23 protein-coding genes are annotated in these 25,936 nt (G+C 47.1%); 4 read left to right on the top strand and 19 right to left on the bottom strand.

What is annotated here, in order from left to right:
- Positions 1-116: 116 nt before the first annotated feature.
- Entirely contained in the window at positions 117-1,727 is a 1,611-nt protein-coding gene (locus tag ABTV53_RS04570; RefSeq protein WP_433751149.1) for a bifunctional metallophosphatase/5'-nucleotidase, read from the top strand.
- Positions 1,728-1,819: 92 nt separating this feature from the next.
- On the opposite strand, the gene ABTV53_RS04565 is transcribed toward ABTV53_RS04570, so the two are convergent.
- From ABTV53_RS04565 to ABTV53_RS04475, 19 genes are all read right to left on the bottom strand, one after another.
- Entirely contained in the window at positions 1,820-2,155 is a 336-nt protein-coding gene (locus tag ABTV53_RS04565; protein WP_433751146.1) for a hypothetical protein, read from the bottom strand.
- Positions 2,156-2,430: 275 nt separating this feature from the next.
- Positions 2,431-4,269 (bottom strand): ABC transporter ATP-binding protein, encoded by a 1,839-nt coding sequence (locus ABTV53_RS04560; protein ID WP_433751144.1) that lies wholly within the window; start codon positions 4,267-4,269, stop codon positions 2,431-2,433.
- Positions 4,250-6,058 carry an ABC transporter ATP-binding protein gene (locus ABTV53_RS04555; protein ID WP_433751141.1) on the bottom strand — a complete coding sequence of 603 codons (1,809 nt, stop codon included), beginning with the start codon at positions 6,056-6,058 and terminating at the stop codon, positions 4,250-4,252. The genes ABTV53_RS04560 and ABTV53_RS04555 overlap by 20 nt, the downstream gene beginning before the upstream one ends.
- Before the next feature lie 364 nt (positions 6,059-6,422).
- Positions 6,423-6,989: a hypothetical protein gene (locus ABTV53_RS04550; protein ID WP_433751138.1), complete on the bottom strand. Its 567-nt coding sequence runs from the start codon at positions 6,987-6,989 to the stop codon at positions 6,423-6,425.
- A gap of 138 nt (positions 6,990-7,127) precedes the next feature.
- A complete protein-coding gene (locus tag ABTV53_RS04545) occupies positions 7,128-8,231 on the bottom strand; it encodes a toxic anion resistance protein (RefSeq protein WP_036606281.1) in 1,104 nt (367 codons plus the stop codon).
- Between the two features lie 11 nt (positions 8,232-8,242).
- Positions 8,243-8,995 (bottom strand): hypothetical protein, encoded by a 753-nt coding sequence (locus tag ABTV53_RS04540; protein ID WP_433751136.1) that lies wholly within the window; start codon positions 8,993-8,995, stop codon positions 8,243-8,245.
- An 83-nt stretch (positions 8,996-9,078) separates the two neighbouring features.
- Positions 9,079-10,128, bottom strand: a complete 1,050-nt coding sequence (locus ABTV53_RS04535) for an ATP-grasp domain-containing protein (RefSeq protein WP_433751133.1) — start codon at positions 10,126-10,128, stop codon at positions 9,079-9,081.
- A complete protein-coding gene (locus ABTV53_RS04530; RefSeq protein ID WP_433754048.1) occupies positions 10,129-10,977 on the bottom strand; it encodes an HAD family hydrolase in 849 nt (282 codons plus the stop codon).
- Positions 10,977-12,128 carry a cysteine protease StiP family protein gene (locus tag ABTV53_RS04525; RefSeq protein ID WP_433751130.1) on the bottom strand — a complete coding sequence of 384 codons (1,152 nt, stop codon included), beginning with the start codon at positions 12,126-12,128 and terminating at the stop codon, positions 10,977-10,979. The genes ABTV53_RS04530 and ABTV53_RS04525 overlap by 1 nt, the downstream gene beginning before the upstream one ends.
- Entirely contained in the window at positions 12,125-13,558 is a 1,434-nt protein-coding gene (locus ABTV53_RS04520; RefSeq protein WP_433751127.1) for a phosphoribosyltransferase family protein, read from the bottom strand. The genes ABTV53_RS04525 and ABTV53_RS04520 overlap by 4 nt, the downstream gene beginning before the upstream one ends.
- A complete protein-coding gene (locus ABTV53_RS04515) occupies positions 13,488-14,708 on the bottom strand; it encodes an HpcH/HpaI aldolase/citrate lyase family protein (protein ID WP_433754046.1) in 1,221 nt (406 codons plus the stop codon). Before ABTV53_RS04515 ends, ABTV53_RS04520 begins: the two co-directional genes overlap by 71 nt.
- A 117-nt stretch (positions 14,709-14,825) precedes the next feature.
- Positions 14,826-16,076 carry a TerD family protein gene (locus tag ABTV53_RS04510; protein ID WP_433751124.1) on the bottom strand — a complete coding sequence of 417 codons (1,251 nt, stop codon included), beginning with the start codon at positions 16,074-16,076 and terminating at the stop codon, positions 14,826-14,828.
- A 26-nt stretch (positions 16,077-16,102) separates the two neighbouring features.
- Positions 16,103-16,684 carry a TerD family protein gene (locus ABTV53_RS04505; RefSeq protein WP_433751122.1) on the bottom strand — a complete coding sequence of 194 codons (582 nt, stop codon included), beginning with the start codon at positions 16,682-16,684 and terminating at the stop codon, positions 16,103-16,105.
- A gap of 93 nt (positions 16,685-16,777) precedes the next feature.
- Positions 16,778-17,353, bottom strand: coding sequence for a TerD family protein (locus ABTV53_RS04500; protein WP_433751120.1), 576 nt, complete (start codon positions 17,351-17,353; stop codon positions 16,778-16,780).
- 90 nt (positions 17,354-17,443) lie between these two features.
- On the bottom strand, positions 17,444-18,037 hold the full coding sequence (locus ABTV53_RS04495) for a TerD family protein (protein WP_315938033.1): 594 nt from the start codon (positions 18,035-18,037) through the stop codon (positions 17,444-17,446).
- A gap of 35 nt (positions 18,038-18,072) precedes the next feature.
- Complete coding sequence (locus ABTV53_RS04490; protein WP_076253393.1) at positions 18,073-18,519, bottom strand: tellurite resistance TerB family protein; 447 nt, start codon at positions 18,517-18,519, stop codon at positions 18,073-18,075.
- 314 nt (positions 18,520-18,833) lie between these two features.
- Positions 18,834-19,733, bottom strand: a complete 900-nt coding sequence (locus ABTV53_RS04485; protein WP_433751117.1) for a hypothetical protein — start codon at positions 19,731-19,733, stop codon at positions 18,834-18,836.
- A gap of 267 nt (positions 19,734-20,000) precedes the next feature.
- Positions 20,001-20,732 carry a nuclease-related domain-containing protein gene (locus ABTV53_RS04480; protein WP_017690394.1) on the bottom strand — a complete coding sequence of 244 codons (732 nt, stop codon included), beginning with the start codon at positions 20,730-20,732 and terminating at the stop codon, positions 20,001-20,003.
- 276 nt (positions 20,733-21,008) lie between these two features.
- Positions 21,009-21,902 carry an NAD(P)-dependent oxidoreductase gene (locus ABTV53_RS04475; RefSeq protein ID WP_433751113.1) on the bottom strand — a complete coding sequence of 298 codons (894 nt, stop codon included), beginning with the start codon at positions 21,900-21,902 and terminating at the stop codon, positions 21,009-21,011.
- A 195-nt stretch (positions 21,903-22,097) separates the two neighbouring features.
- On the opposite strand from ABTV53_RS04475, the gene ABTV53_RS04470 reads away from it, so the two are divergent.
- The 3 genes from ABTV53_RS04470 to ABTV53_RS04460 are packed head-to-tail and all read left to right on the top strand — an operon-like array spanning position 22,098 to position 25,853.
- Positions 22,098-23,219 carry a GerAB/ArcD/ProY family transporter gene (locus ABTV53_RS04470; protein ID WP_433751111.1) on the top strand — a complete coding sequence of 374 codons (1,122 nt, stop codon included), beginning with the start codon at positions 22,098-22,100 and terminating at the stop codon, positions 23,217-23,219.
- Positions 23,191-24,693 carry a spore germination protein gene (locus ABTV53_RS04465; protein ID WP_433751108.1) on the top strand — a complete coding sequence of 501 codons (1,503 nt, stop codon included), beginning with the start codon at positions 23,191-23,193 and terminating at the stop codon, positions 24,691-24,693. Before ABTV53_RS04470 ends, ABTV53_RS04465 begins: the two co-directional genes overlap by 29 nt.
- Positions 24,690-25,853 carry a Ger(x)C family spore germination protein gene (locus ABTV53_RS04460; RefSeq protein ID WP_433751106.1) on the top strand — a complete coding sequence of 388 codons (1,164 nt, stop codon included), beginning with the start codon at positions 24,690-24,692 and terminating at the stop codon, positions 25,851-25,853. Before ABTV53_RS04465 ends, ABTV53_RS04460 begins: the two co-directional genes overlap by 4 nt.
- Positions 25,854-25,936 lie beyond the last annotated feature (83 nt).

Raw genomic sequence — 25,936 nt, 5'->3', positions numbered from 1 at the left:
AATTTGGAGTTTTGTAAAGTTTCTTGTCAGGCTGTCAGCGCGTCTTGTATCTGTTAGAATAGGCTCATTATGGTTGAAGATATATCTGAACTTATATATTAGAGGAGATTGTAAAAATGACATCCACAACCACCCATACGGCAAGCTTCGACATCCTGTTCACCAGTGATCTGCACGGAGCCATCCGCCCCATTCATTACAATACCAATGCATACCGCCCGGCAGGACTTGCCCTGCTTGCTTCCCTGATTCGTCAGGAACGCGAACGTTTACCTGAATTGATGCTGGTGGATAACGGAGATTTACTGCAAGGATCCCCTTTGGCTTCATATGCCGCTTCACAGGTTTCCAACAACGAAGGGCACCCCTTCATCACAGTACTGAATGAACTCGGCTATGATGCTGCGGTGATGGGTAATCACGAGTTTAACTACGGTCAGAATCTGTTGCGCGGAGCAGTTGAAGCTTCCAACTTTCCCTGGCTGTCTGCCAATATTGTGAATGATGAGCATCCGGACGTACCTGCGTACGGTCCTCCGTATCTAATCAAAACCTTGTCTACGGGTGTCAAAGTAGCCCTGCTAGGCGCAACTACGCATTACATTCCAAACTGGGAGCACCCAAAAAATATTGAGGGTTTACAGTTCCTTGATGCCTTAGAGACTATTCGTACATGGGTTAGCTATATTCATGAGCATGAACAACCAGATGTAATGGTTGTGAGTTATCATGGCGGATTTGAGAGTGACCTTGAGACAGGCGAGCCCACCGAACGGTTAACTGGAGAAAATCAAGGCTATGCCATCTGCCGGGACATCGAAGGCATCGATGTGTTGCTTACCGGACATCAACATCGTCAGCTTACCGCTACTATTCATGGCGTAACCGTCATTCAGCCGGGATTCAGTGGAAATGGTGCCGGGCATGTATCCGTTCAGTTGGAACAATCATCGGGCGGGAAATGGCAGATTACAGATAAAAAGGCACGATTGTTGCTTCTGGATGAACATCGTGAGGAAATTGAGCCTGATGCTACAGTTATGAAGCTTACCGACGAACTGGAAGCTGAAGCACAAGCATGGCTGGATCAACCGATTGGTGAGGTGGCTGGGGATTTATCTATCACCAACGCGACATCCCTGCGACTCAAGGCACATCCATTCATTGCTTTTGTACATCAAGTGCAGATGGAAGCAACGGGAGCACAGCTCTCCAATACCGCCATGCTGAGTGAAGAAGCTCGCGGTTTCGGGAGTCACATCACCGTTCGGGACGTGTTATCCAACTTCATCTATCCTAATACTCTGACGGTGCTGGAGCTGAGTGGTGAAGATATCCGGGAGGCGTTGGAACAAACGGCCCGTTACTTTGAATTGAATGCTTCTGGCGAGGTGGCAGTCAATCCCGCTTATATGGAGCCCAAACCTCAGCATTATAATTACGATATGTGGGCTGGCTTAGAGTACGAACTGGATATCTCCCAACCTGTAGGCAGTCGAGTTGTGAAGTTGGAACGTGAAGGCAAACCCATGGACATGGATGGCAGTTACTCAGTAGTAATGAACAGCTACCGCGCTGCTGGCGGCGGGGATTATGCGATGTATCCAGGCAAAAAGGTACTGCACGAGGGTGCTACGGACATGGCCGCATTGGTGGAGGATTACATTCGCAGACATCAACCGTTAACGGTTGAACAGGCAAATAACTGGCAGGTTGTTGGAAGTTAAATAAGAAAGAGCAGGTCCTATGATCAGGATCTGCTCTTTTGTTTTCAACCTATTGCTTACTTGTTCTTATTGAACTACCCTGTCCCATCCCGTTATCCGATATATTGAAGAATTAACTGATATAAGGCTATGGAAAACCCTAGAATACTTGCTTTCATTTTAGATGGATGATTTCTTTCGCTGCGAAACAAGTAAAAGAAAACCACCATAAACCCTGCAGGAATCCATAGCTCAAAGACACCTTTTGTTGTACTTTGAGAATAAATTGGAGTAATGAACGTACTAATCAAAAAGTAAAAGAAAACCGTAAAACGTCTTGTTTCTAATTGCTTGCTCCACCTTACCAGAATGAAAATAATAATGATTGCGATAATCGTAATGTGTAACGGGGGAAGAAGAAGAGCAGCATTCCCAAATTTGAATTCCATTCCGCATTGCCCTCCTCTCTTCTAATGCATCCCATGACTGACTACAGGCATACGTGTAAAAATTCATTCTCATGCTTCAAAACCGCTGGCAACTTTCCAAAAACGGACCTATCCCAATATATTCTTATTTTAACATACAATCACAGTTCCATTTCCCAAATTTATTCAATAAAACATGCAAAAAGAGCAGAAGTGAGGAGCATAGTGCCCTCATCCCTGCTCTTTTTACATACCTACAAGTTTTTTTCTAATACATGTCACATATTATCCAAAAGCTATTGTGCCTTCTTACGCAGTTGACTATAATACAACTCGCTGTAGAAACCGCCTTGTTCCAGCAATGCATCATGCGAGCCTTGCTCCAGTAGATGCCCGTCCTTCAGCACCAAAATCCGATCAGCCTGACGGATCGTGTTCAGCCTGTGGGCAATGACAAAGCTGGTGCGGCCTTGCATCAGACGTTGCAGCCCTTCCTGGATTTTGATCTCAGTGACGGTATCAATACTGCTCGTCGCTTCGTCCAGTACGAGTATCGATGGATCGGCCAAGATTGCCCGGGCAATGGCGAGTAATTGCTTTTGTCCCTGACTAATGCCGCTCCCATCGGCCTGGAGCACTTTGTCGTACCCGTCCTTCATTCGCACTATGAAAGAATGGGCATTCGCCAGCCGGGAGGCTGCTTCCACCTCTTCATCCGTCGCATCGAGACGGCCAAACCGAATATTTTCTCGAATCGTACCCTGAAACAGAAATGAATCCTGTAGTACGAATGCCATATGTGACCGCAGATTCTCACGCCGAATGGTGGTCATGTCGCGACCATCTACCGTTAATGTGCCACCTGTCGGATCATAGAAACGGGATAATAGCTGAATCAATGTTGTTTTCCCCGCTCCGGTCGGACCTACAAGGGCAATCATCTCACCCGGTTTGGCTTCAAAGCTGATGTCATGCAAAATGTTACGTCCTTCATCGTATCCAAAGGATACTTTGTTGAAGCGAACCGCTCCCTCCACCTTATCCAGAGATACCGCTGCCCCTTCATCCTTCGCTTCCTCATCTTCGTCCAGTACCTCGAATACGCGCTCAGCCCCCGCAATCGCGGACAATAACGTATTCCACTGGTTCGCCAGATCATTCAGCGGACGGGTGAATTGACGGGCATACTCTACAAAGATAATAATCACCCCAACCGTAACCGAACCCTGAATCGCCAGAATACCACCGATGCCCGCAACAATCGCAAAGCTAAGGTTATTCAAGCCATTCATCAGTTTTGGGATAAAACCGGAGATTGTCTGTGCCCAGAAACCGGAAATCCGGATGCGGGTATTTCGTTCCTCAAAACCGCGAATTACCCGCTCCTCTTGGGAGAATGCCTTAATGATGCGCTGCCCGGATAATGTCTCCTCAATGTAACCGTTGAGTTCACCCAGATTGCGCTGCCGCTCCTTGAAGAGCGGTCCCGTTCTGCGCGTAATCCAACGCATGCCGATGGCCATCAAAGGCACAACGATAAAGGTAAGCAGGGTCAGTAGCGGACTGAGCCAGAGCATAACCCCAAACGTTCCGAGCAGTGTTAATACACTTGAGAAAATCTGGATGGCCGAGCTGTTCAACGTACCGCTGACATTCTCGATATCATTGGTCACCCGACTCATAATCTCCCCCTGCTGGCGTTTACCGAAGAATGGAATCGGCAGCTTGTGCAGATGGGAGAACAGATCATACCGCATGCGGAACACAGTTTCCTGTGCAATTTCGATCATCCATATGTTTTGTAACCAGGATGTAAGAGAGAACAAGACATACACTGCGGTTAATCCAATCAGAAACCGAGTCCAGCTTGAGCCGGCTTCACCCGCGATGAAATCATCCACGGCCACCCCTACCATGTAAGGGCCAAGCAAAGCGAGTGCGGAGCTGGCAAACACCATCAACAGTACCATGGACAGCTTGACTTTACGTCGTGCCAGATAGGTCCAGATCCGACCTAACGTCCCAGACCAGTTCTTCGCTCGTGCCTTGGGTTTGCGACCACCGCCTGATCGTAACGTCTCCGGATCAATCGGCGGTGGCGGCTGACGGAAAGGCTCAATGAATGCTTTGAACATGCTGTGCACCCTCCCCGTATTGTGATTCATGGATTCGACGATACAGTTCTGACGATTCCATTAGGTCTTCATGTTTTCCTTGCCCAATGAGTTGTCCATCATCAAGCAGCAGAATCAGATCCGCCGAAGTGGTCGAACTGATCTTCTGCGTAATGATAAACGTCGTACACGAAAGTTCTTCCAGCGCATCCAGCAGTCTGCCTTCTGTAGCTACATCCAGCGCACTTGTGCTATCGTCCAGAATCAGAATTCTTGGTCTGCGTACCAGCGCTCGTGCAATGGAAAGTCGCTGCTTCTGTCCACCGGAGAGATTCACTCCCCGTTGACCCAGCAATGTATCATAACCGTTTGGTAGATTCTCAATCGTTTCATGGATCTGCGCGCGCTTTGCAGCTTCCATGATCTCATCCAAGGTAGCATCTTCCTGACCCCAGGCAATATTCTCCCGGATGGAACCGGTAAACAGGACAACCTCCTGAGGCACATAACCAATCGCACCACGCAGCATGGACAGATCCAGCTCTGATGCATCGGCACCATCAATCCGTACCTTTCCTTGATCCTCTGTGTATAACCTTGGAATAAGCTGCACCAGTGAAGATTTGCCTGAGCCTGTTGCTCCCATTATGGCAATACGTTCCCCCGCTTTTGCAGTGAATGTGATGTTATCCAGTACTGTAATTTCACTATTCGGGTAACTGAAGCCTACGCTGCGGAATTCAATCGCTCCCTGCACAGCGCGTTGTTTCTTCGCTGAGTACACAGATTGCGGAAATTGCGAAGATTTCACAGATCCAGCAGATGGTGCAGACGTTGCTACCGCCTTATTCTGTTCAGTCTCGGACGTATCCTCCGTATTAAACACTTCATTCAGACGCTGCGCTGAAGCACTTGCTCTGGAGAACGTTACCAGAATCCATGACAATGCAGACATGGCACCAATTGTGCGAAGCAGATAGTTAATGACGGCAACCACTTCACCCACGGTCGCATTACCAGAGGCGATGTCTACTCGCCCAAACCACAGCACGGCGATGATACAAACATTCATCATCAGCAGCATGAACGGCATCGTGGTCTCCGTCAGGCGCAGCGCGGAGATTGTGCCTTTCATCAGCTTGCCGCTGAAACCGGCAAAGCGTTCAATCTCATGGCCCATCCGTACGAAGACACGGATCAGCCGAATGCCTGTCAGATTCTCCTGGATGACTCCATTGACGGCATCCAGTCTGCGCTGCACATTGCGGAACAGCAGCGCTGCCTTTTTGATCATCCACACCACAACGAGTAGCAATACAGGCACCATGACAACCAGTAGCAGACCTAACCTCGGATTCACGATTACTGCCATAATCATGCTACCCATAACCACCAGGGGCACCCGCGTCATGAAGCGCAGACTCATGAAGACCGTGTCCTGTACCTGGGTCACATCTCCCGTTAATCGCGTAATCAGAGACGACGTTGCGAAACGATTGAATACGGCATAAGAGAACGTTTGCACTTTCTCATACAGCTTCTCCCGCAGATCGTATCCGAACCCCAGGCTCGCATGGGATGCAAAAAACGAACTGGCAATTCCGGCAGCAAAAGCCACAACAGCACTGCCAACCAACACAGCGCCCCATAACCAGACGACAGATAAGTCTCCCTGCTGAATCCCGTTATCAATGATCTTGGAGATCAGATAAGGCTGAGCCAACTCCACCGCAAGCTCAATTAACATCATGACCAGGGCTGCAATCGCGGCAACTCGGTACTTCTTCAAGTAGTACAACAGCTTGATCATAAACATTCCTCCGGCTCGGAGCACCCTAAACCGATAACACGTTCCAGCTCAGAGCCTCCATTAGACATGTTGTTTTCTCCACTGCGTCCAATATGTAATCATTTCTATGTACACATATGGTTATTATAGCGTATTTTACAATGCCGCTTCTATTCTTATTACCCTACTTTTCCCAATACAATAAACTTCTCATCATTTTGGCAGTAAAAAAAGGAAGGTCTCCCTTCCCCACGTCAGATAAGTGCTTACAGCTGATGTATTCTCTCGGTCAAATATTCCCGCCGTTCTGTCACATAGGTACGAATCCGCTCTGCTAACTTCGTAGAAATATAGTTATTTGTTTACATATTAAGCGAGACTTCTTCTACCATCTTCTACGTCCACGCTCACCCCGATAGTCATCATTCAACTCGCCCAGGCGATCATATGTCTCTTTATATATCCGTATCACGGCCTGAACTCTGATAAAATCGGCATTCTCAGGTCCAAGTCCCTCCATAAACATTCTCTGAATGATCTGTTGAAAGAATTGCACTCTGGCCTCAATCTGTTCTTGCTCAAGCTGTAATATGTCTTCAAAACTGTGGTTCCCTATGTAATCCATCAACTCATCATCAGGACTAGAATAATCTGCATTTCTTCGATCTGTAACCCATTCATCCGACTCGTCGGACTGGAGATTAACACTGGTACGCAGTTGAGATAAGATGATTTTCTCTTTGGCCAACATGACATGAAAATCTTTGTTACGAAGCAGCTCAGATACAATCAGACTGCACATTTCACGATTTTGGATCAGTATGCCGTCAAATGGATGCAGTGTCCACTCCCCGTTTGCATAATACAGGTTAAAGTTAAAAAACTCACTGCCATATTTGTATTGAATATTAATCTTGGTCTCATCAATAATCTCGAATGAAAAGTCCAGCATGTTCAGCAAGCTCCTTCGTATAACCCCAGATTTTAACTTCATTCTATCAACCAAATAAAACAAAGAGACGCACTCAGCGTCCCTCGTAGAAAATAAAACCATGTAGCAATCTCGATACCATACGTAGCGAGTCCTACCCTAATCCAGGAAAGATCCTAATGCACTGGAATCCGGTTTGTTTTTCTCCGGAATGGCAGCAGCCTTTGGCCCTTCCAGACCCAGTCGATCGCTCATTTTCGCGTTAAGTGTTGTCATCTTGTTGGTATAGTCATTACAGCTCTCAATGATCCGGCGATTAGACTGCTCGGACAGATCCAGCGCAGACATCAGATCACCCATCGCTTGATTGACCGCTTCAAGGGACATGGCCGGTTTGGACAACAGCTCATTCGTTTTCTCTGTCGTTGTCTTCAACAATCGGGCATTCTCCTTGAATTGATCTTCAATTGTCTTATTCGTAGCTTCCACAGCAGAAATGACCTTCTCCTGATCATTAAGAGCCATCGCAATCATGGCCGAAACGGTGATCAGATTTGCTGTTTTATCAATAGCATTATTAACGGAATCAATCAGCTTGTCATTGTTATCATTAATGATGTCGGTAGCTGCGATCGCCTGATTGTACAGCATGATCATCTCTGTCATGGATTGGGTACGTGTTACCACTTTGCGCAACCCACGCTCCAGATGTGCTTTACGATTCTCGTTCTCAGGCTTGGCGATCTCGGTTTCAAACAAGGCTTTTAACTGATTACCAAAGGAGATTTTCGTCTGCAGATTGTAGATCTCCTGAATCGAAGAACGTTTCAGCTGACGCATATTCACGATACTTTCTTCCAGGTTATCCTTACCGTCGCGCAACCCGTTAATGATGGCATCAATGTTCGTGCGAACAGATTGATAGCGGTACACGTAGTTTTTCAGCGGGCTTTTACGTAACAACTTCCCGACAAAACTCACATTTTTACTCTGCTGCAGACTCTCACATTCATCACGGAGCTTCAGGATCATGTTTGATACCTCTGCCCGATTCCCGGACATCAGTTCATTGACTGGACGATCAAGCAGCTTGAGAGTCTGTCCTGCTCTCTCTTGTGTTTTCACACCCAACTTACCGATATCATCCATTAAGGTATCCAGGTGAGCCGGGTCACTTTGAGACACTTTCTGGATAAGCTGCGTTGCTTCCTGGTTAATCCGTTGCTCATCTTCCTGCTTCAACTGGGCCCATTCCGTTGCCATGCCAATCCCTCCTATAATTCAGAGCTGTTATACCGTTGATGTATTAGTTCCGCTTTGTTCTGAAGCTCCATTAAGTCTTTATGTTCAATCGTTGATACAATATCCGATATCTTGGAATCCACGTCTCGAAGACCATTCAGCAGCATACGCCGATTATTACGTTTGGCTTCTCCACTTAAACGTAGAAATGGATTAATAAAACCGTTCAGGTCTTTCAAAATCAGTCTGCGCACCGTATGGTTAATATCCCCGTTGTTCAGCTCCTGAAGGGAAGGAATCACACGCTGCAAACGTGCAAACAGCGCCAATGATTTTTCCACGATCTCATTATCCAGCTCGTTTTTCTGACCTTCAGAGATGATCATATCCTCCAGAACTTCCAGGTATTCAATCACCGGATCAAATACAGGATCTGGTTCAGTCCGGGAAGGCTTCGTTTGTTCTGAGCCCGCATGTTGTGCGGGAGTGGAACTCGAATGGGGCTGTGCGAGAGAAGTCTCATTCCCCCCTGTTGACACTGCGCTCGGCGCTTGTCCCCCATTCAAGCGGGATGGTTCATTCCCGATATCTGTAATGGGTACAGGGGCTGATGACGAACCCTCCACCTGTGTGCGTGGCGTGGAACGTGAAGGAATCAATCCACCCACTACAGTCGCCAGTGCCGGAATTGCCCACGTGATCACATCCGGTAGAAAGGGACTCGTGATTGCCGCGAGACCATAACCGACCAATGCGCCTATACCTATCTTCGTTTTCCGTAACATTACTTGTCCTCCTGCCTTAACAACACTTATCCGTATTGTAAAAAAACCATCCAGAAGGTGTCAATGTTGAGGGAAATTCTCAGCTAGACGTGGTGTACTCCGCTTACCTTCTGAACGTCGATTATAAATGGTTGCTCGATATGACTTCCCAGTATGCCAAACTTCGGATGAAGTGGTCCAATATCATGGCCAAGTGCAGACTTGACAGCCAGATAAGGGAAGTTCACGCCCGACAGACAAGACATATGCAATCCACCTGACATTCGCGGATTGATCTCAAGCAGCTTCGGTGTATCCTTGCGATATTTCATCTGAATATTAAAATTATAAGGAATCCGATATACTTCTGCCACATTGCGGGCAATCGCCAGCAATTCCTCGTTTTCTTCGAGCAAACGCAAACGACCTCTTTCTTTTCTACGCGGAATAGCCGTTAATAGTTTCCCATTGCGGTCCGAAAGACAATCAATGCTGTATTCATACCCTTCCAGTACCTCCATCACCATGACGTTGGGAAAAGACGGAGCAGAAGAGAAAGCGCGCAGGGCATCTTCATATGAAATCGAGTTAAGCGCATATCCGAACAACTCCTGCAACGGATCACGTTCGTTGTTGATCACCCGAAATCCCATGCCGCCCTCACCATTACATGGTTTGAAGCATACATCATGTCCACGTGCACGCAGCGCCTCATAGGCTTGCTGGAATTGGGCAGCATTACTGACCGTGAAATAATCCGGAATCTCCATAATGCCCTTCTCACGCACCGATTCATAGAACCGGTCTTTTTCCATCAATTGTTCCAGCAATTCCGTGTCCGAGCATACGATAACCCGTGTACCGATCTCTTCAAACAGGGAGATATGTCTGCTGATGTCCAGCATGTTCCACCGTGGAATAAACACATCAATCTGATGACGACGGCAAAAGTCGAGGCAAAAATCAACATATTCCCGGCCCGTTACACGAGGTTCAACTTCTGCAACATCACAGCCCTGTAATGCCATGTGTCCCGGATCAGGATGCGTGCCGTAGATTTCAAATTCCAACCCATCCTCATTGTCCCGAATCGCATTCATATAATGATACGTTACAGAGAACCAGCGGTTGAAGTAAATCTTCATTTTTGTCATTTATACGGTCTCCCTTATCACGGCATGGTCTATCTGGATCTGTTGATCGTTATGAATACGGTGGACGTAATCGAGAATCTCATCTGCTGCAAAAGCACCGAATTGTTCCGTAAATTGATACGGTACCTGCTCGGGTACACGCTGCCTCTCCACATGCAGCTCACCGTGGGACGGAGCAATGGCATGTTGCGCAAAGTCCAGCAAACAGCGATCCAGCAAGGAATCACCCGAAGCAATCACAGGCACATCGCCAATGCGTTGCCTAATGTGCTCCACTGCAGCTCGTTTGTTTACGGCCGAAGGCACCAGATAGAGCTTCCGACCCTGAATCGAGCTCTCCCATCCAAGCGTCTCTAACACCCGAATCTTCTCAGCAATGCGCTCCATTGGAAGCTTGTCACGTTCGATCAGCAATGCATAGAACAGCTCATCACACAATCGCTGATTAATTACCCATTCCGGACTCAGCACATCATCAAATAAATCGAGGATCTCTTCAGGAGCAGCTGCCTGCTGACGAAGCAAAGAGCGAATATGCAGGTTCCATTCATCGTCTACCTGACCGTCAACAATGATGTTGCCACCATTGCTCGTCACCGCATACTTCGGAATACATTCGTTCTGAAAAATATGAATGCGCCGGTACTGTTCCACCGTACGTGTCGTCACAGGCATAAATACAATGTCTTGCGGCAAAGACTGCAATCGCTCCAGTGCATATGCTGACATAAAAGCGGACAAATTGCCGTTAATCCACTCTGCGGGAACAAGTCCCGGTGTATCTTCGGGAATACGGAGCGCACGACGGGAGTACACCAGCGTCTGGTCCAGATCACTTGCGTAGATCATCATTCTCCTCCACCTCCCAGGGATTGAATAATGCCACAACAGGAATAGGTTAATCCCGGATATACCTCAACCGGAACCTCTCTGTCCCTGGCGAGCATCATGATATGTTGCAAATCCGGATTATCCAGTCGATCCACAAGAATCTTCCAAGGGACTCGGCGTAATAATACTCGGGTTGTTTCTCCGATTCCAGGTTTGATCAGATTAATGTTCGCAATGCCAAAGGATTGCTGGATGGACTCGATATCCTGCCAGCCTTTCCAGGTGATTTCCGAAGTACCGGTAGCATTGTCGTCCGTACGAATCTCCACTTGGTCCATCATCTGCGGAAAATGCTGAGCGATGGTATCCACATACTGGGTCGACACATCTGAAGAGGACCATTCGCGATACCATTTGGCTCCGTGAAAATCTGCCGGCCCAATCAGATCATCGCGAAGTACTGTACGGCTCACCAGTCCCGAGACGGTGGAATTCAGACAAGCGCTAGGAATGAGATAATCTTCCCTCGTCCCAAAGGTTCCTGAACATTGCCCCGGATCGGCCAACACGGCAAGATCATCATCCAGGTTTACGCCATAAGTCTGTTCCAATTGTTCACAGGATTCTTTCAGCACTTTGCGAATAGCCCCTTTGCCGGTCCAACCGTCTACAAACTGAATGGCTTTTTCCAGCCCATGCTGCTGTAAAATATATAAAATTGCATTCTCGTCCATACCTTTGCCACGAATAATGGAAATGCTATAATGCGGAATCGTCACCTTGTATTTCAATTCAATATAACGCTTGATCAGGATGCCAATAGGAGTTCCCGCTCGAGCCAAAGATACCAGCACAAGATTCAGCCCCCTGCGCTCTACGATCTTCTCAGCCACGATGGCGGTATGAAGTGCGATTCTTGCGGCGGATTGTTCCAACGTCTGGTGAAACAGCTTGATGTATTCGGCTGTGGGCTGATATTCCACAGGTAACATCTCCGAATAATGAACCCCGGATTGGATCGCCTGCTCCCGTTCACCCGTCCCCTTTTCCAGATCCACATGGCTGATATCCTTCAGCAGGAAAACAACGTCGGATGCAGCATAGCTGCCCATCGGCTCGGGAGACTGAATCTCACGTTGTCTGATTAGCTCCAGTGTTGTTAGATTCATTGCTCGTTGTCCCCTGTCTTCTCTGGCAAGCCGCAATATACGATATGAATGTGTCCACATCCCAGCTGCTCCAGTACCTTCACCATCGGTTCCATTCGTTCTTCGGACATCTGTCTCTCCAGCAGAACAAAAATCTCGTCATACTGTCCCGGGGCGATGTTGTAGATAAAGTTACGGACAGATGCGTCTTCCGGTGAGGCATATCCAGCACCACTACGAACAGCATATCCTGGCGCCGGATGGGTGTGGATTGGACTGCGAGTCGTGGATTGATACAACACACCTTCTCCCATCTCGGCAGCAATACGCATTGGAATGTACATGAATTCCCCTGTTCCCATCACCAACGTCCGTTCTCCCGTACGCTGTGACCGAAGTCGTTCTGCAATCCGGCTAATCTCCTGACGTAATACGCCATTATGCCGGGATTGCATACCAAACCTGCCCGTATGCTGGACGTAGCTCGCTGTGCTACGGTTACCTTCACTATCCTCCGAAGTAGCATGAAGCTGATCGAAGGCATCGGCAACGGTAGATGTCTGAAGTGTTACGACAGGATGGGACAGCTGCTCATCTTGCTGTGTTGCTTCCAACTGTGGAGTACCCACCACATCAATGCGGCCCTTCAACAGGCTTAATGGTGTAATGGTAATCCCAAGCTCAACTTCCAGTTCGGCAAATCGATTCTCGTCCGCTTCCGTACGCCAGTCCAGCAGTGAAGCAATCACATACTGCTTCCGGGGATATCTGGCCTGAATATCCCGAATGATATTCAACGTCGTTTTGCCCGTCGTAATCTCATCGTCCACCAGAACAATCGGGCCCTCTCCTGCAAAGGCTTCATGATCCAGCGCATAACAACGATGAGCCATCGCATGGGAATGTTCTTCTTCAAATTGAATATCCGGATGCATCGCTGGAACATATTCACGAGTGGTGTGGATATAGGAGGCTTGGTCAGCAAACATCTCGTACATGCTGTGTCCCAGCGCTGTAGCGGTCTCCGCAAAACCAACAAAACGAATCGTTTCCGGCAAACTCAAGCTTTCTTGCAACAGCATGTTATACACTTGCCGGGCTTGCTGGGGATCAATCAGCCCCTCGACCATTTCCCGTTTCCACTCGGTAATCTGATCTTTGGTCTCTTCCGTCTCCTCATTCAGGTGCTCATATAACAGAACAGCCAATGCAGCACCGCTCAGAAGCGAGGTATACGGGTTAACCGGGATATGCTTGCCCAGCAGTCTGCTTACAAACAAAAAAGAACGTTTTTTATTAATTCGCGCAGCCATTGAAAATAGTGATTCCAGTGGCAGTTGCAGCGGGTTATGTGTAACCTGAACGTTCAGACTGAATTGATCAAGAATTGGGAACGTAGTTATGTTGTTGTTCGTGCTTGGGCAAGAGCCCGACAAAATGCTGCTGTTCATGTAACACCCCATATATTTGTGATCGGATTAGAATTCGATTTGCCCAGCTCAAGTGTGGTTTAATCTCATTCATTTTGTTATAGTAATTACTTTTGAACACACCCAGGCTACCGTCATTACGGGCGATGATGTCTTGGGCATCGGAATATTCTTCATGTGTAACAACATACATCGCTTGTACGGGCTTGATATGAGAAGGATGAATGATCGTTTTGCCTACAATTCCATTTTCCTTGTCCATCATGACTTCACGCATCAATCCATCCATTGTATTCGTAATATATTTCATTCTCAGATGCAGCCCTGATTTGCCCAAGGTCTCTTCGAATGGAGTCTGTCGTAATTGAGGTTTGAACACGCGCTCCCGCTGACTGAAATATTCCCAGACCGGACCTGAGATCACATACGGCTTGTCCATCCGTCCGAACAGATTGATAATATCCGAGATGCAGTCACGGATCGTGGCGATATCGTATATGGTCAATTCGGGGCTTCGGCGTAGTCCAAACAGGCTGGAGAAATCGGTCGCACCAATGCGCACATTGAGAACATATTCAACATGTTCATCGAGGATGTTTCGAAGGCCTAGTAAGGTCTCCCAACGTGTCTCCCGATATATAATTGAAGCCGTTTCCAATATAGGCATTCCATAGAGAACGGGATAATGATCCGGTTTCCGTTGATTATACTTGCGGATCTGGTCGAAATAAGCTCTTCCATTGCCCACACAAAACTTGGGCAAAGCCACGCCTGTCAGCATGGACACCAATTCTCCCAACGTATCAATGAGACGTTCCAACTGTTGTGGTGAACGTACACGAGCGAACAGAAGAGGCATTCGATCCTGACTCAACATGCCTGTCTCCATATAAGTCATCAGTTGAGTTAAATGCTGTACCAGGCACTGCTCGGCAAACTCTACCTGATCGTCACCAACAGCGTCCTCCAGATCAATAATAATGGTCGTCAGACCTTCATGTTTACCATTCACAATGTCGTCCGCGATATGTGTTCGCGTCGCGGGCATATATAAAGCAGCCCCAACAGCATATGCCAGTAGATCTTTGGAAGTCCGGTGATTGAACGAGACGGGTGAAGAGAAAAATAAAGTATCTTCTTCTTCCAGACTCAAAAAGTTGAAATATTTCAGGATAGTCTCCTCCTCGCACCTTTGGCAATAGCCAATCTGCAATAGTTGATTCCAGCTGTCGGGGCATAAAAACCAATCCCTCCTAATATGGAGGGATTGATGAATAGATAGAAATGATTACTTTCTTCCGGCAACCCACTGCATTCCCCAATCATGAGCATCGTCCAACGCCTGATGCCCATTATAGAACTGCACAATTCGTTCAATACTGAATGTCTCATTGTTAACATTACGTAACATCGCGATGCCACACATGCCAAGCGGACTCCCGTATTCATTCATTCGAACAATGATATCGGGGCCGTCCTTCTGCTGGATGGTTACCACACCGTCTACTTGAGACCAGTTGGCCACGCCGCCATAAATGTAGGTAAATACCAGGATGCGCTCAATTTCCGAAATGCGTGCTCCATTAATCCGTAGATTCTCTCCCGTCTTAATCGATCCCGTCCGGTCATCCCCATCCAGGGCGATATAAGGAAAACGATTCAGTGAACCAAACGTCCGTCCCAATGCCTGAATTACATCCCGTGTACCATCCTTCATCTCGAACAGGCAGCCCAGGTCCAGATCAATACTCTTGTTACGACCAAATAACCCTTTGCTACCCTGTTGATTCCAGTTCAGGTTAATCAGGATTTCACCAAGTCCCCCCGCATTTTTCTTGAGGTTAATGGTGTCCCCCTTCTTCTTCAATTCAATTTTGCTGAAATTGATCGAATTCACAGGAGAAGGCGTCGGTTCCGGTGCCGGGGGTGGTGGAGTCGGTACAGCTGTCGGAGGAACGGTTGAAGTCGTGGGTGCAGGGTCTGATCCACCATCCACATCCACACCAAAGTTAGCGCAAAGTGCATTCAAACCACCTGCAAAACCCGACCCTATTGCATTGAACTTCCATTCTCCGTTATGGTGATACAATTCACCGATGACAATCGCGGTCTCCACTGTAAAACCGCTTCCCAGATCATATCTCATCACTTCCTGACCTGTAGCTGCATTGGCAAACCGTAGAAAACCATGCTGAACCTGTCCAAAATGATGCCGCCGCGCTTCACCGTCATGAATCGTCAGGCTGAAGGCGATTTTCTCAATTCGGGCAGGGATTTTGCCTAGATCAATGGCGAACTGTTTCTTCTCGCCACCAACCTGTCCACCATCCATATACGTGATGAACGAGGTAGAGGGCTGATTATAAAAGATAAAATCCTCATCTCCAGCCACTTTATTGTCTGAACCCAGAAGGAATGCTGATGTGTCCAGCTCTACACCCGAGGCTGCCTCCCAACCAATGCCTACCGTTAGGCGGGACAAATCCGGATTGGTTTTGGTCAGATCACTCTTCTGGCCTTTCACGACAGAAATCGCCATAGCAGACTCACCTTTCTTATGCCAAGTTATTGTGCATCCAGTCCGTAATTTTTGCATAGAGCAGATAGTCCACCTGTGAAGCCGCTGCCTACCGCTTGGAATTTCCAGTCCGCACCTGCACGGTAAAACTCACAGAACACCACAGCTGTTTCCGTGGAGTAGTCTTCTCCCAGGTCAAACCGGAGCACTTCCCGATCACTCGTAGCATCCACAACACGAACAAAAGCGTTGGAGACTTGTCCAAAATTCTGCCCTCGTCCATCTCCATCATAGATGGTTACCGTAATACCGATTCGGTGGATGTGCGCAGGGATTTTACTGAAGTCAACGACAACTTGCTCATCATCGCCGTCACCCTCACCTGTACGATTGTCACCGGTATGTGTCACTGAACCCGCACCGCCGCTTGGATTGTTGTAAAAAACAAAGTCATCCGTGCCTTTGGCTTTTCCATCTTCGTACAACAAAAAAGCCGAAGCGTCCAGGTCAAAATCGACTCCACCACTATATTTGTTTGTGTCCCAACCTAAACCAACTACCACACGGGTAAGGCCCGGATTTGTCTTAGTCAAGTCAATACGTTGTCCTTTGGCAAGACTGATCGTCATTTGTTTTTCCACCTTTCCAAGATATCTGATTAAATGAAAAGGAGAACCGTCCAGGAGACGGTTCTTCCCATCCTGTAAGTCGTTCTGTACGTCCTATTGCAAACCGTAGTCGCGAGTCAATCCAACCAGTCCATCCTGGTAACCACTACCGATGGCACTGAACTTCCACTCACCGCTATGACGATACAATTCACCAACAACTACACCCGTTTCAATGGAGAAATCTTCTCCCAGATCGAAACGAATCAGTTCTTCGTTGTTTGCTTCGTTAACAATTCGCACATAAGCACGGGAGACTTGTCCGAAGTTCTGGCTACGTTCCGTAGCTTCGTAGATCGTAATGGAGAATGCAATTTTCTCTACATCAGCGGGTACGTTAGGCAGGTCGATGTTGACCTGTTCATCATCACCGTCGCCATCACCTGTACGATTGTCCCCTGTGTGAACAACAGAACCATTTTCATTTTGAGGATTATTGAAGAAGATGAAGTTTTTCTCGCCTACTACTTTACCGTTTGCATTGGCACAGAATACCGATACATCCAGGTCAAAGTCTTTTCCGCCATCATACTTGTTGGTATCCCAGCCTAAGCCTACTGTGATTTTAGTCAAACCTGGGTTCGTTTTAGTCAGATCGATTTTTTGACCTTTGGAGAGATTAATTGCCATCGTATGATCATCCTCGCTTATTTAAATGTATTGTAGTTATCGTGACATATGAATATCAGGATTATTGTCGATTTAGGTTAAATTTTGTACTTAGGAGTACCTGCGAGCGAGTTCGTTAATATGTACCGCATGGGAACCCTCCCCGATTGCCGAGAATTTCCATTCGCCTCCATGACGATACAATTCACCACAGATCAACGCTGTTGAACCTGTGTAGTTATCGGATAGATTGAACTTCACCAGCTCACTGGAATTTTTACCATCCAGAATACGAATATAAGCTCTCTCAATCATGCCAAAATCTTGCTTGCGATTGACACAGTCATAGATATTAACAACGATTAATACTTTATGAACATCAGCAGGAATACGGGACAGATCCATTTTGATCTGTTCGTCGTCACCGTCTCCCTGTCCTGTTAGATTGTCACCTGAATGGATAACCGAACGACATGCACTCTGCTTGTTGTGGAAGCAAACCAGGTTGGAGTCCTTGACCAACTTGCCTTCCTCATTCAACATGATCGCCGATGCATCACAATCGATATCCGCTTGTTTTTTTCTTCCAAAGAAACCTTTGGCAGTTACCGGGTCCCAACCGAGACCAGCAATCACCTCAGTAAGTCCTGCATTGCCTTTGGTTAAATCAATTTTCTGTCCTTTGACCAAATTAATGCTTGCCACTGATTTTCACCTCCCTTCATATGTAAAATAGCTACTTAAAGATTAAATTCACCAGGGTTCAGTCCAAGTACAATGCATATCTCGGCAACGACTCTTTTCTCCTGATCATCAAAGTTGCCGTCAGCTGAACCAATTGCACTGCATACACCAACAATAACGCGCCCTACATCCGGCTTGGCTTTGAATTTCCCAATGGCTTTCAGCGCTTCCTGCTTCCCGATCTCTGGAGAGAACTCAAAGTTCGCGACATAATGATTAAAGCGTGTAATCACTTCAGCCATATCGAATACTTTCAATTCCTGACTTAGGTTGATATAACCGGCCATCTTGTTCTTTTCCGCTTCGTCAATGGAACCATCTGCAAAAGCAACCAGTGCACACCCTGCAACCACGGCATCCATAAAATCTTTATTTTTAAACTTTTTGACTTGCTCTTCAAGTCCTTGTTTTGTAGAATTTAACCAGCTTTTAAATGAACTCATACTCAACCTCCAATAGTTTCAACCTGGTGTTCCGTACATTCTTTTCAAGATTTTTCAGTAAATTTCATGTCTACATCATGTTGAATATAAGTTAAATTATTCCTTAACTATACTCTGAAATACGGCAATATTCTACATTAAAAAACAATTAATACCTTATGATACGCACCATTCTGGATATAGTTTCAAGCAGATTTCAAAAAAATGCATACAACACATAGAACCCCGACCACCGATTTCCCGGCAGTCAGGGTTCCATATAATACCTCAGTATATTTCTATAATTCATTCAACTCATATTCTATTCCATACAACTATTGCTTTCCGTAAATCTCCTGCATACGTTCTTCCTCATTGGTAGACAAGAGAACATTAAGCAACCCCATGGCATTATTGGCATCAGTCCTCGTAGTCTTGTACATCTCGGCAAACGCCGCTTCATCCTGCTCCGGGTCCAACGCAGCAAGCTTGCCCCATGACGTGCGGGCTTTGTCGTATAACGTACTCAACGTAATGTCACGCGGATGCTGTGCAACAGGTGCCATGGATTCAAATTTTGCTGTGACCCTGAAGAAATCCATCGAATCCTGGAACGCAGTACTGCTATAATCCTTATTTTTCATCACATCTTCCGTAATCAACAGACCTTCACGGGCGATGAACAGCGTTTTCACCATGGCACGTTCCAGATTGGTTGCTTCTTCCCAGGTAACATAGGATTCATCAGGTGCTTGTACGGTTGTAAAATAAGGAAAGGCATCATCAATCAACCGCTGTGAATCGGAATGAATCGGCATCTCTGCGTTCATGTCCACAACAGCGTCGCTATAATTGGCAACATTAATGTTTTTGGAACCAGCCTCACTGACCCGACGCACCGGATGATCATTAAGCGGGATACGGATATAACCGAGCTTATCGGCATACTGCTGTTTCAACTCTTCCAGCGTGGAGTCCTTTCCAATCTTTCCGTCATCAGTCGAAGAAGATTCTTTGGCGTCTGAACCTGTCTCCTCACCAGCAGTCGAGCCAGTTGCTGCGGTTTCTGTTACAGCAGCATTCGAGCTGCTTGTTTCGGATGAAGCAACTTCTGTACCGGAAGCAGACTCCGCTGATGACGTCTCTTTCACTCCGCCACCACAAGCTGTCAGAATCGCTACCAAACCAAGCATAACTGTGAACGTCTTTATCGTATCATTCCACTTCATCTTCATCGTATAATCTTCCCCTTATCGTATGTATATTCCTGAGAACCATTAACCTCTGCTCCAAGATTTGAACAGCAACTTTACAAAAATATCCTTTCATATAACATGCTTGATTCACACAATTAGACATGGTCTACATTCTATCATAAGTTAAAAATCGGTTGTATACGACGATATACCTGTGTCTAAAGCCTTTTACTACTCGCACATTAACTCTCAAACCAACACAAAAACACTGCCGCCGGTATGGACAACAGTGTTCGTGAAGCGTAATTACTTGATACCTTTAGCCTTCTCCATATGCTCTGACCGAATCTGAGGATCCGTGGAATTAACCGATGATAATAGAGCGTAAATCGCCTGGATATCCTTCTCTTGAAATACGGTTTCGGGAACCTCCGTCTCAAGTCGTTCCGTCTTGCGCTGAATCGTTTCCACCAATTCATGATCGTAGATGATCAGTTCATCCGAATTCACATACCTCACAGCAGGATCAACACTGATGCGGCAACGGTTGGTGAAGGTCACCATGGAGACGAGACGTACTCTTTTGTAGTCTCCGAGGTGTGCATGGATGGCTTCCACATGTGCACGATGCTGCATGAGTGGATTGTACATTTTGACCCGGCTGCTGCTGACCGACCAATTGGCCTCTCTTCTTCCGCCGCGAATCTCACCTGTCGTCAGATTTCGGGTTTCGATCACAAAGATTGCCCGAGGGCCGATCACGACATGATCAATCTGCGAGTAACCGGAGCGCGACTTTGGATTGGTAACGAGCAGGTCGTTCAGCACTTTATATTGACTTGGAAGACCGATCAGCTGATCTGCTGTACTGGGCTCCTCCGGCTGGCGTGTCCAATCCCCTTCTGCTTTTTTCTTGCGCTTACTGCGGACCATACGCGGGGGAATGGTTGTCGTCGATGGTAACGCTGAAGCGGAGGCTGTAATCTGGTTCGCAAGCTCTGGTTGTGTCTTGAACAGAGACAGGATTTTCTTGAACATGGGCAAGCTCCGTTCTATTATAGTGTGGGTTACGGGTGACCATTACAGGAGGAATAACATCCTTTGACATATTCATTATGTAAACTTCTATTACTTATGTCGGATAAAGCGGGGTAAAAATAAAGGGAAAACGATCAAAATCTCTCCAATACGCAAAGTACATATAAACATTTAACCAATTCCATGACTTTAGACGCATAAATTAGCCGCAAAATCAAAAAAAACAGCGCAACCTTTCCTGAATCGAAAAAGAATGCGCTGCTGTTCTCTTGGTTGTTAAGCCTGAAGGTAATAGGTGTAGAGCACCTGAGTACCCTTCTCTTCCAGACCATTATTCGCTATTTCCTGATACAGAGATTCGGCCAGAGCCAGCCCAGGCGTTTTCATGCCCATCGCTTTTGCAGACTCCAGTGCAATGCCCATGTCTTTGATAAAATGTTTCACATAGAATCCAGGCTCATAATCGCCTGCGATCATGCGCGGACCGAGATTGCTGAGCGACCAGCTTCCGGCTGCACCGGTAGCAATGCTCTTCAGCACGGTCTCCGCGTCCAGACCAGACGTCTTGGCATAGGCGAGTGCTTCGCATACGCCCATCATGCCAGAGGCAATGGCAATCTGGTTGCACATTTTGGTATGCTGACCCGCTCCCGACTTGCCTTGCAGCACAATGTTGCTTCCCATCTGCTCAAACAGCGGACGCACCGCTTCAAAGGCCTCCGAACTGCCACCAACCATAATGGACAGCTTCGCGTTCTGCGCTCCGATATCACCGCCCGATACAGGTGCGTCCAGTGCATGCAGTCCTTTGGTTTCAGCAGCTTCAGAGATTCGTGCAGCCAGTAACGGACTGGATGTTGTCATATCAATCAGATATGAACCCGGTTTGGCATTGGCTACGAGCCCATCTTCACCGAGATAAATCTCCTCCACATCTTTTGGATATCCCACCATTGTGATGATGACATCACACGCGGCAGCCAGCTTGCCTGGCGTATCATGCCATACGGCACCTTCCTTCACCAACGCTTCTGCCTTGGCAGCAGTTCGCGTGTACACATGCAGCGGATATCCCGCTTGCTGAATGTGCCCAGCCATGCTTTTACCCATCACGCCTGTACCAATAAAGCCAACTTTCGTCTCTCCAGGTGCCTTCGTTGTATTTGTCATCGTAGGTTTCCTCCCTATTTCTCTATGCTTCGCTCAGTGCTTGTCTTCGACATTGCTATATCTGTATGTTAAAGCTTTCTGCTTAGTCCGTCCATATCGGTTGCAGCTTTCTGTGAAAAAATCTGAAAAAGGAATCAACTTCCTGTATGCTGTACAACCTAACGGAAACTTCCTTCATTGGAAAGGAGGATTCGCATGAGTCGTGAAAAAGGTCAAATTACCATTTGGTTGTCCTTTTCCATCATTTTATTAAGTGCCGGACTGGTCTGTCATGTCTTGTCCATTCCAGCAATTCTCGAAGCTGGCGGCAGAGATGGATGGTTGTCTGTCGTGGCAGCCGCTCCCTTGTTCATGCTGTTTCTGTGTATGATGTACATCATCATTCGACGGGTACGTGGACAGCGATTAACAGATTGGATCACGAGAGAATTCGGTGCGGTTCCTTCCTGGATCTTCCGAATTTCCGCTTCCATTCTGCTGTTCACGCTTGGCACGCATACGCTGTATGAGACAACGAACTGGACCGTGTCCACATATCTTCAATTCACGCCACCTTACGTTCTGGCTGGTGGCGGTGCACTGGTTGCAGCGTGGGCAGCGGCTAAAGGCATACGCTCCATTGCGATGACTTCCAGTCTGCTGCTGCCCTTTGTAATATTGCTTGGTTATTTTGTAATGTCCGCCAATATGAAATACAAAGACTACAGTCTATTGTTCCCGATTATGGAGAACGGCATGGGTCCCGTGTGGCGGGGCATGATCTACTCCTTAGCCGGGCTTATGGAAATCTGGATTCTGATGTTGTTCCAACATGAAGTCAAAGGCAAAATTCGGTGGTGGTATGTTCTGCTCCTAGGCGTGTTTATGCTCAGTATGGCGATAGGGCCAACGATCGGAGCCATCGTGGAATTTGGCCCTGAAGAAGCAGCGAAACAACGGAACAGCCCCTATGAGCAATGGAAACTTGTGAATATAGGCAAACTGTTGCAGCACGTTGATTTTCTGTCCATCTATCAATGGCTTAGTGGTTCCTTCGCAAGGATTGCCATATCCATGTATCTCATCGTGGATCTGCTTAATTTCCGCAGGCCGAAGAAACGATATATCGCTATCCTCACCATCACCATCATTATGAGCTTTATGGCGATGCAATGGTGGCGCATTGATTACGTGGATTATTATGTAGACCATGTTCAGTTCCCGGTCATGCTCGCCTATGTCTCAATCGTTACCGTGATATTAACCATTGCTGCATTAATCCACAAAAAGGACAAGGAGGCTCCCAAACGTGCCGATCTCAACCCAACCCAAGAATAATCGTGAAGTTGAACCGTTCCGAATGAACGAGCACAACCTGAATACCTTTTTTGCCGGATCTGATGATGTCATCATTAATAATCATATGTTTGGAGAACCTCCGATGCAACTCCTTATGACCTATTGCAGCGGTATGGTCGATAGTGAAGCGATTTACGATATTATTCTCCCGGAACTCAAACGAACATATGAAAATACACACTTTATCCGTACATCCGACATTGAAAAGTGCATCAGCCTGGATTGGACCCGAATGGATCTGCAAGATCCGGCATTTGGAACTGAACTGATGTCTCTTCGTGTTTTTGAAGGCCATATGTTGATCTGTATTCCTTCCCTGCAAACCATGTGGAGTATTGATATATCTAACCTCCCTACTCGGACACCGGAGGAATCGACCACCGAAGTTTCAATCCGCGGGGCAAGAGATGGATTCATTGAACCACTTGCCGTGAATGTTGCCCTGATACGCACCCGACTGCGTACGTCCCAGCTGGCCTGTAATATCGAACTGATCGGTTCACGTTCTGCAACCAAGGTGGCATTGATGTATATCAAGAATATCGCCAATCCGGAGCTGATTGAAGATGTTCAGGATCGATTACGCAAGATTGAGACTGAACGTATCATGACCGCCAACGAACTGGAAGAATTATTATCCCCTTCAAAAATCACCTTGTTTCCCCTGACCCATTACACAGGCAGGCCCGACTTTGCGGCGGAGTGCCTTCTGAACGGTCGTTTCATTCTTATCGTGGACGGTAATCCCAGCGCCATTATTGGGCCAGTCAATCTGTTTCTTTTGCTCAAATCACCGGAGGATGCCAGCTTTCCCTTCTTGCCTGTAAACGTTGGACGAATGCTGCGCTTTCTGGGTCTGATGATCACTGTTTTCCTACCGGGATTCTATATTGCGCTGACATCCTTTCATATGGATCAGATCCCCTTCCCACTGGTTGCCACGATATCGGTAGGCCGTATGGGACTGCCAATGGAATCGGGGGTGGAGATGTTTCTCATTATGCTTCTCATGGAGCTGTTCCGTGAGGCGGGGGTACGTTTGCCTAGTGCCATCGGCCAGACATTGACTGTCGTCGGGGGTCTCATTATTGGAGATTCCGCCATCCGAGCCGGTATGGTCTCTCCACTCATGATTGTCATTATCGCAGTTACTGTTGTGGCGGGTGCAACCATTGTGAACCAGGTTATGACCAGTTCTGTGCTGATCCTGCGCTTCCTTTGTTTTGTCCTGGGAGCTTCCCTCGGTATCTTTGGGTTCATTCTGTCGTTAATTCTGTTCCTCATCTACCTGACCGATCTCAAATCATTTGGTATTCCGTATCTCGCTCCGTTAACGCCGCTTCATTTCAAACAAGCCATAGCTTCATTATTCAAATTGCCAAAAGGGTTGGGTAAACGCAAACCCGTCTATCTCGAAACCCAAGAGCCCCGCAAGAAAGGGAACGGACGATGAAACACTTGTTACAGCGATGTTTGCTGGGTCTGTTAAGCCTATCAATGTGTGTGATGACAAGCGGCTGCTGGAGTGCTTTTGAGATTCAACAGGTAGACTACGCCAAAGCCTTTGGGATTGATTACAAAGACGGCATGTATCACCTTTATGTACAAACGCTGGATTTTGCCAGTGTCGCCAAAAGTGAAAGTTCAACCAAAACTGCAGATACGCCGCCCGTATGGGTCGGTCATGCTGAAGGGAAAACGATGAGTCTGGCGCTGAACGAACTGTTCCGCACAGCTCAATTGCACATGGCTTGGGGGCATGTGACAGCCATCGTCATGGCCGAAGGAGTGCTCACCAGCAAACATATCAAAGAAGTGTTCGATATGCTGGGACGGTTCCCAGAATCCCGTTATACGACCTGGGTGTATGGAACTCGAGCACCTCTGGAGAAAATTCTGAGCGCAACGTCCATCTATAATATGTCGCCCTTGGATAGCATTCTTCACAATCCGCTCCCCACTTATATGGAAGAATCGTTGTATCCGCCAGTGCTCAGCTTTGAGCTCATTGCAACGCATAATGATCCAGCTACCACGACATATCTTCCGAGTATTGCATTGAACAATACCCAGTGGTCAGAGAACCAGAAGAAACATGATTTGTTTCTGGTGGAAGGGGCCTTTTTCGAGAAGACTGGCTATGACTTTGAATACTTTCCACGCAGTCAGCTTCCCGGTTATCACTGGTTAATCAAAGACATGCGCCGGGCTCCCTTACTTATCCAGAAGGATGGAACGATCTACGGGGCACTCAGTGTAGGATTGCCAAAGATTAAAATTAAACCTGTCATTCATGGGGAAGAAGTCAAGTTTAACATTGACGCCCAATACCTCACTGCCTTGTACGAATACCTGGTGCCCACCTCTTATGAAGAGATGATCCAGATTAGTGAAGTGAAATTGCGGGAGCAGATCATGCAGACCTATCGTCACGGCCTTGAGCGTGGTGTAGATATTTACGGTCTTCAGGATAAGCTGTATCGCAAAAATCCAAAGCTCTGGCGCAAGTTATCCAACAATGGCAGCAAGATGATGCTTACCGAAGACTCGATTCAAGATCTGAAAATCCATCTCACCATCCCGTATACAGGGAAATATAAGAGGAAAGTATAGCAAGAACGCGAAAGACCCCTTGCCCGTCTGGTACGACGGATAAGGGGTTTTAAGTTTATGATGTCGTTCGTTTTCGTTTGCAG

The sequence above is a fragment of the Paenibacillus amylolyticus genome (genome assembly GCF_050990605.1).
Lineage (GTDB): Bacteria > Bacillota > Bacilli > Paenibacillales > Paenibacillaceae > Paenibacillus > Paenibacillus amylolyticus_H.
This window is presented reverse-complemented; position numbering and strand designations above follow the sequence as displayed.

Coding starts and splice junctions, on each gene's coding strand:
- ABTV53_RS04490 (WP_076253393.1), bottom strand. CDS start 18,519: ATGAGTTCATTTAAAAGCTGGTTAAATTCTACAAAACAAGGACTTGAA.
- ABTV53_RS04540 (WP_433751136.1), bottom strand. CDS start 8,995: ATGTTACGGAAAACGAAGATAGGTATAGGCGCATTGGTCGGTTATGGT.
- ABTV53_RS04550 (WP_433751138.1), bottom strand. CDS start 6,989: ATGCTGGACTTTTCATTCGAGATTATTGATGAGACCAAGATTAATATT.
- ABTV53_RS04485 (WP_433751117.1), bottom strand. CDS start 19,733: ATGAAGATGAAGTGGAATGATACGATAAAGACGTTCACAGTTATGCTT.
- ABTV53_RS04505 (WP_433751122.1), bottom strand. CDS start 16,684: ATGACGATCAGTCTTGCCAAAGGACAACGTATTGACTTGACTAAGACA.
- ABTV53_RS04535 (WP_433751133.1), bottom strand. CDS start 10,128: ATGACAAAAATGAAGATTTACTTCAACCGCTGGTTCTCTGTAACGTAT.
- ABTV53_RS04530 (WP_433754048.1), bottom strand. CDS start 10,977: ATGATCTACGCAAGTGATCTGGACCAGACGCTGGTGTACTCCCGTCGT.
- ABTV53_RS04470 (WP_433751111.1), top strand. CDS start 22,098: ATGAGTCGTGAAAAAGGTCAAATTACCATTTGGTTGTCCTTTTCCATC.
- ABTV53_RS04475 (WP_433751113.1), bottom strand. CDS start 21,902: ATGACAAATACAACGAAGGCACCTGGAGAGACGAAAGTTGGCTTTATT.
- ABTV53_RS04570 (WP_433751149.1), top strand. CDS start 117: ATGACATCCACAACCACCCATACGGCAAGCTTCGACATCCTGTTCACC.
- ABTV53_RS04525 (WP_433751130.1), bottom strand. CDS start 12,128: ATGAATCTAACAACACTGGAGCTAATCAGACAACGTGAGATTCAGTCT.
- ABTV53_RS04565 (WP_433751146.1), bottom strand. CDS start 2,155: ATGGAATTCAAATTTGGGAATGCTGCTCTTCTTCTTCCCCCGTTACAC.
- ABTV53_RS04510 (WP_433751124.1), bottom strand. CDS start 16,076: ATGGCGATTTCTGTCGTGAAAGGCCAGAAGAGTGATCTGACCAAAACC.
- ABTV53_RS04460 (WP_433751106.1), top strand. CDS start 24,690: ATGAAACACTTGTTACAGCGATGTTTGCTGGGTCTGTTAAGCCTATCA.
- ABTV53_RS04545 (WP_036606281.1), bottom strand. CDS start 8,231: ATGGCAACGGAATGGGCCCAGTTGAAGCAGGAAGATGAGCAACGGATT.
- ABTV53_RS04480 (WP_017690394.1), bottom strand. CDS start 20,732: ATGTTCAAGAAAATCCTGTCTCTGTTCAAGACACAACCAGAGCTTGCG.
- ABTV53_RS04560 (WP_433751144.1), bottom strand. CDS start 4,269: ATGTTCAAAGCATTCATTGAGCCTTTCCGTCAGCCGCCACCGCCGATT.
- ABTV53_RS04520 (WP_433751127.1), bottom strand. CDS start 13,558: ATGAACAGCAGCATTTTGTCGGGCTCTTGCCCAAGCACGAACAACAAC.
- ABTV53_RS04555 (WP_433751141.1), bottom strand. CDS start 6,058: ATGATCAAGCTGTTGTACTACTTGAAGAAGTACCGAGTTGCCGCGATT.
- ABTV53_RS04500 (WP_433751120.1), bottom strand. CDS start 17,353: ATGGCAATTAATCTCTCCAAAGGTCAAAAAATCGATCTGACTAAAACG.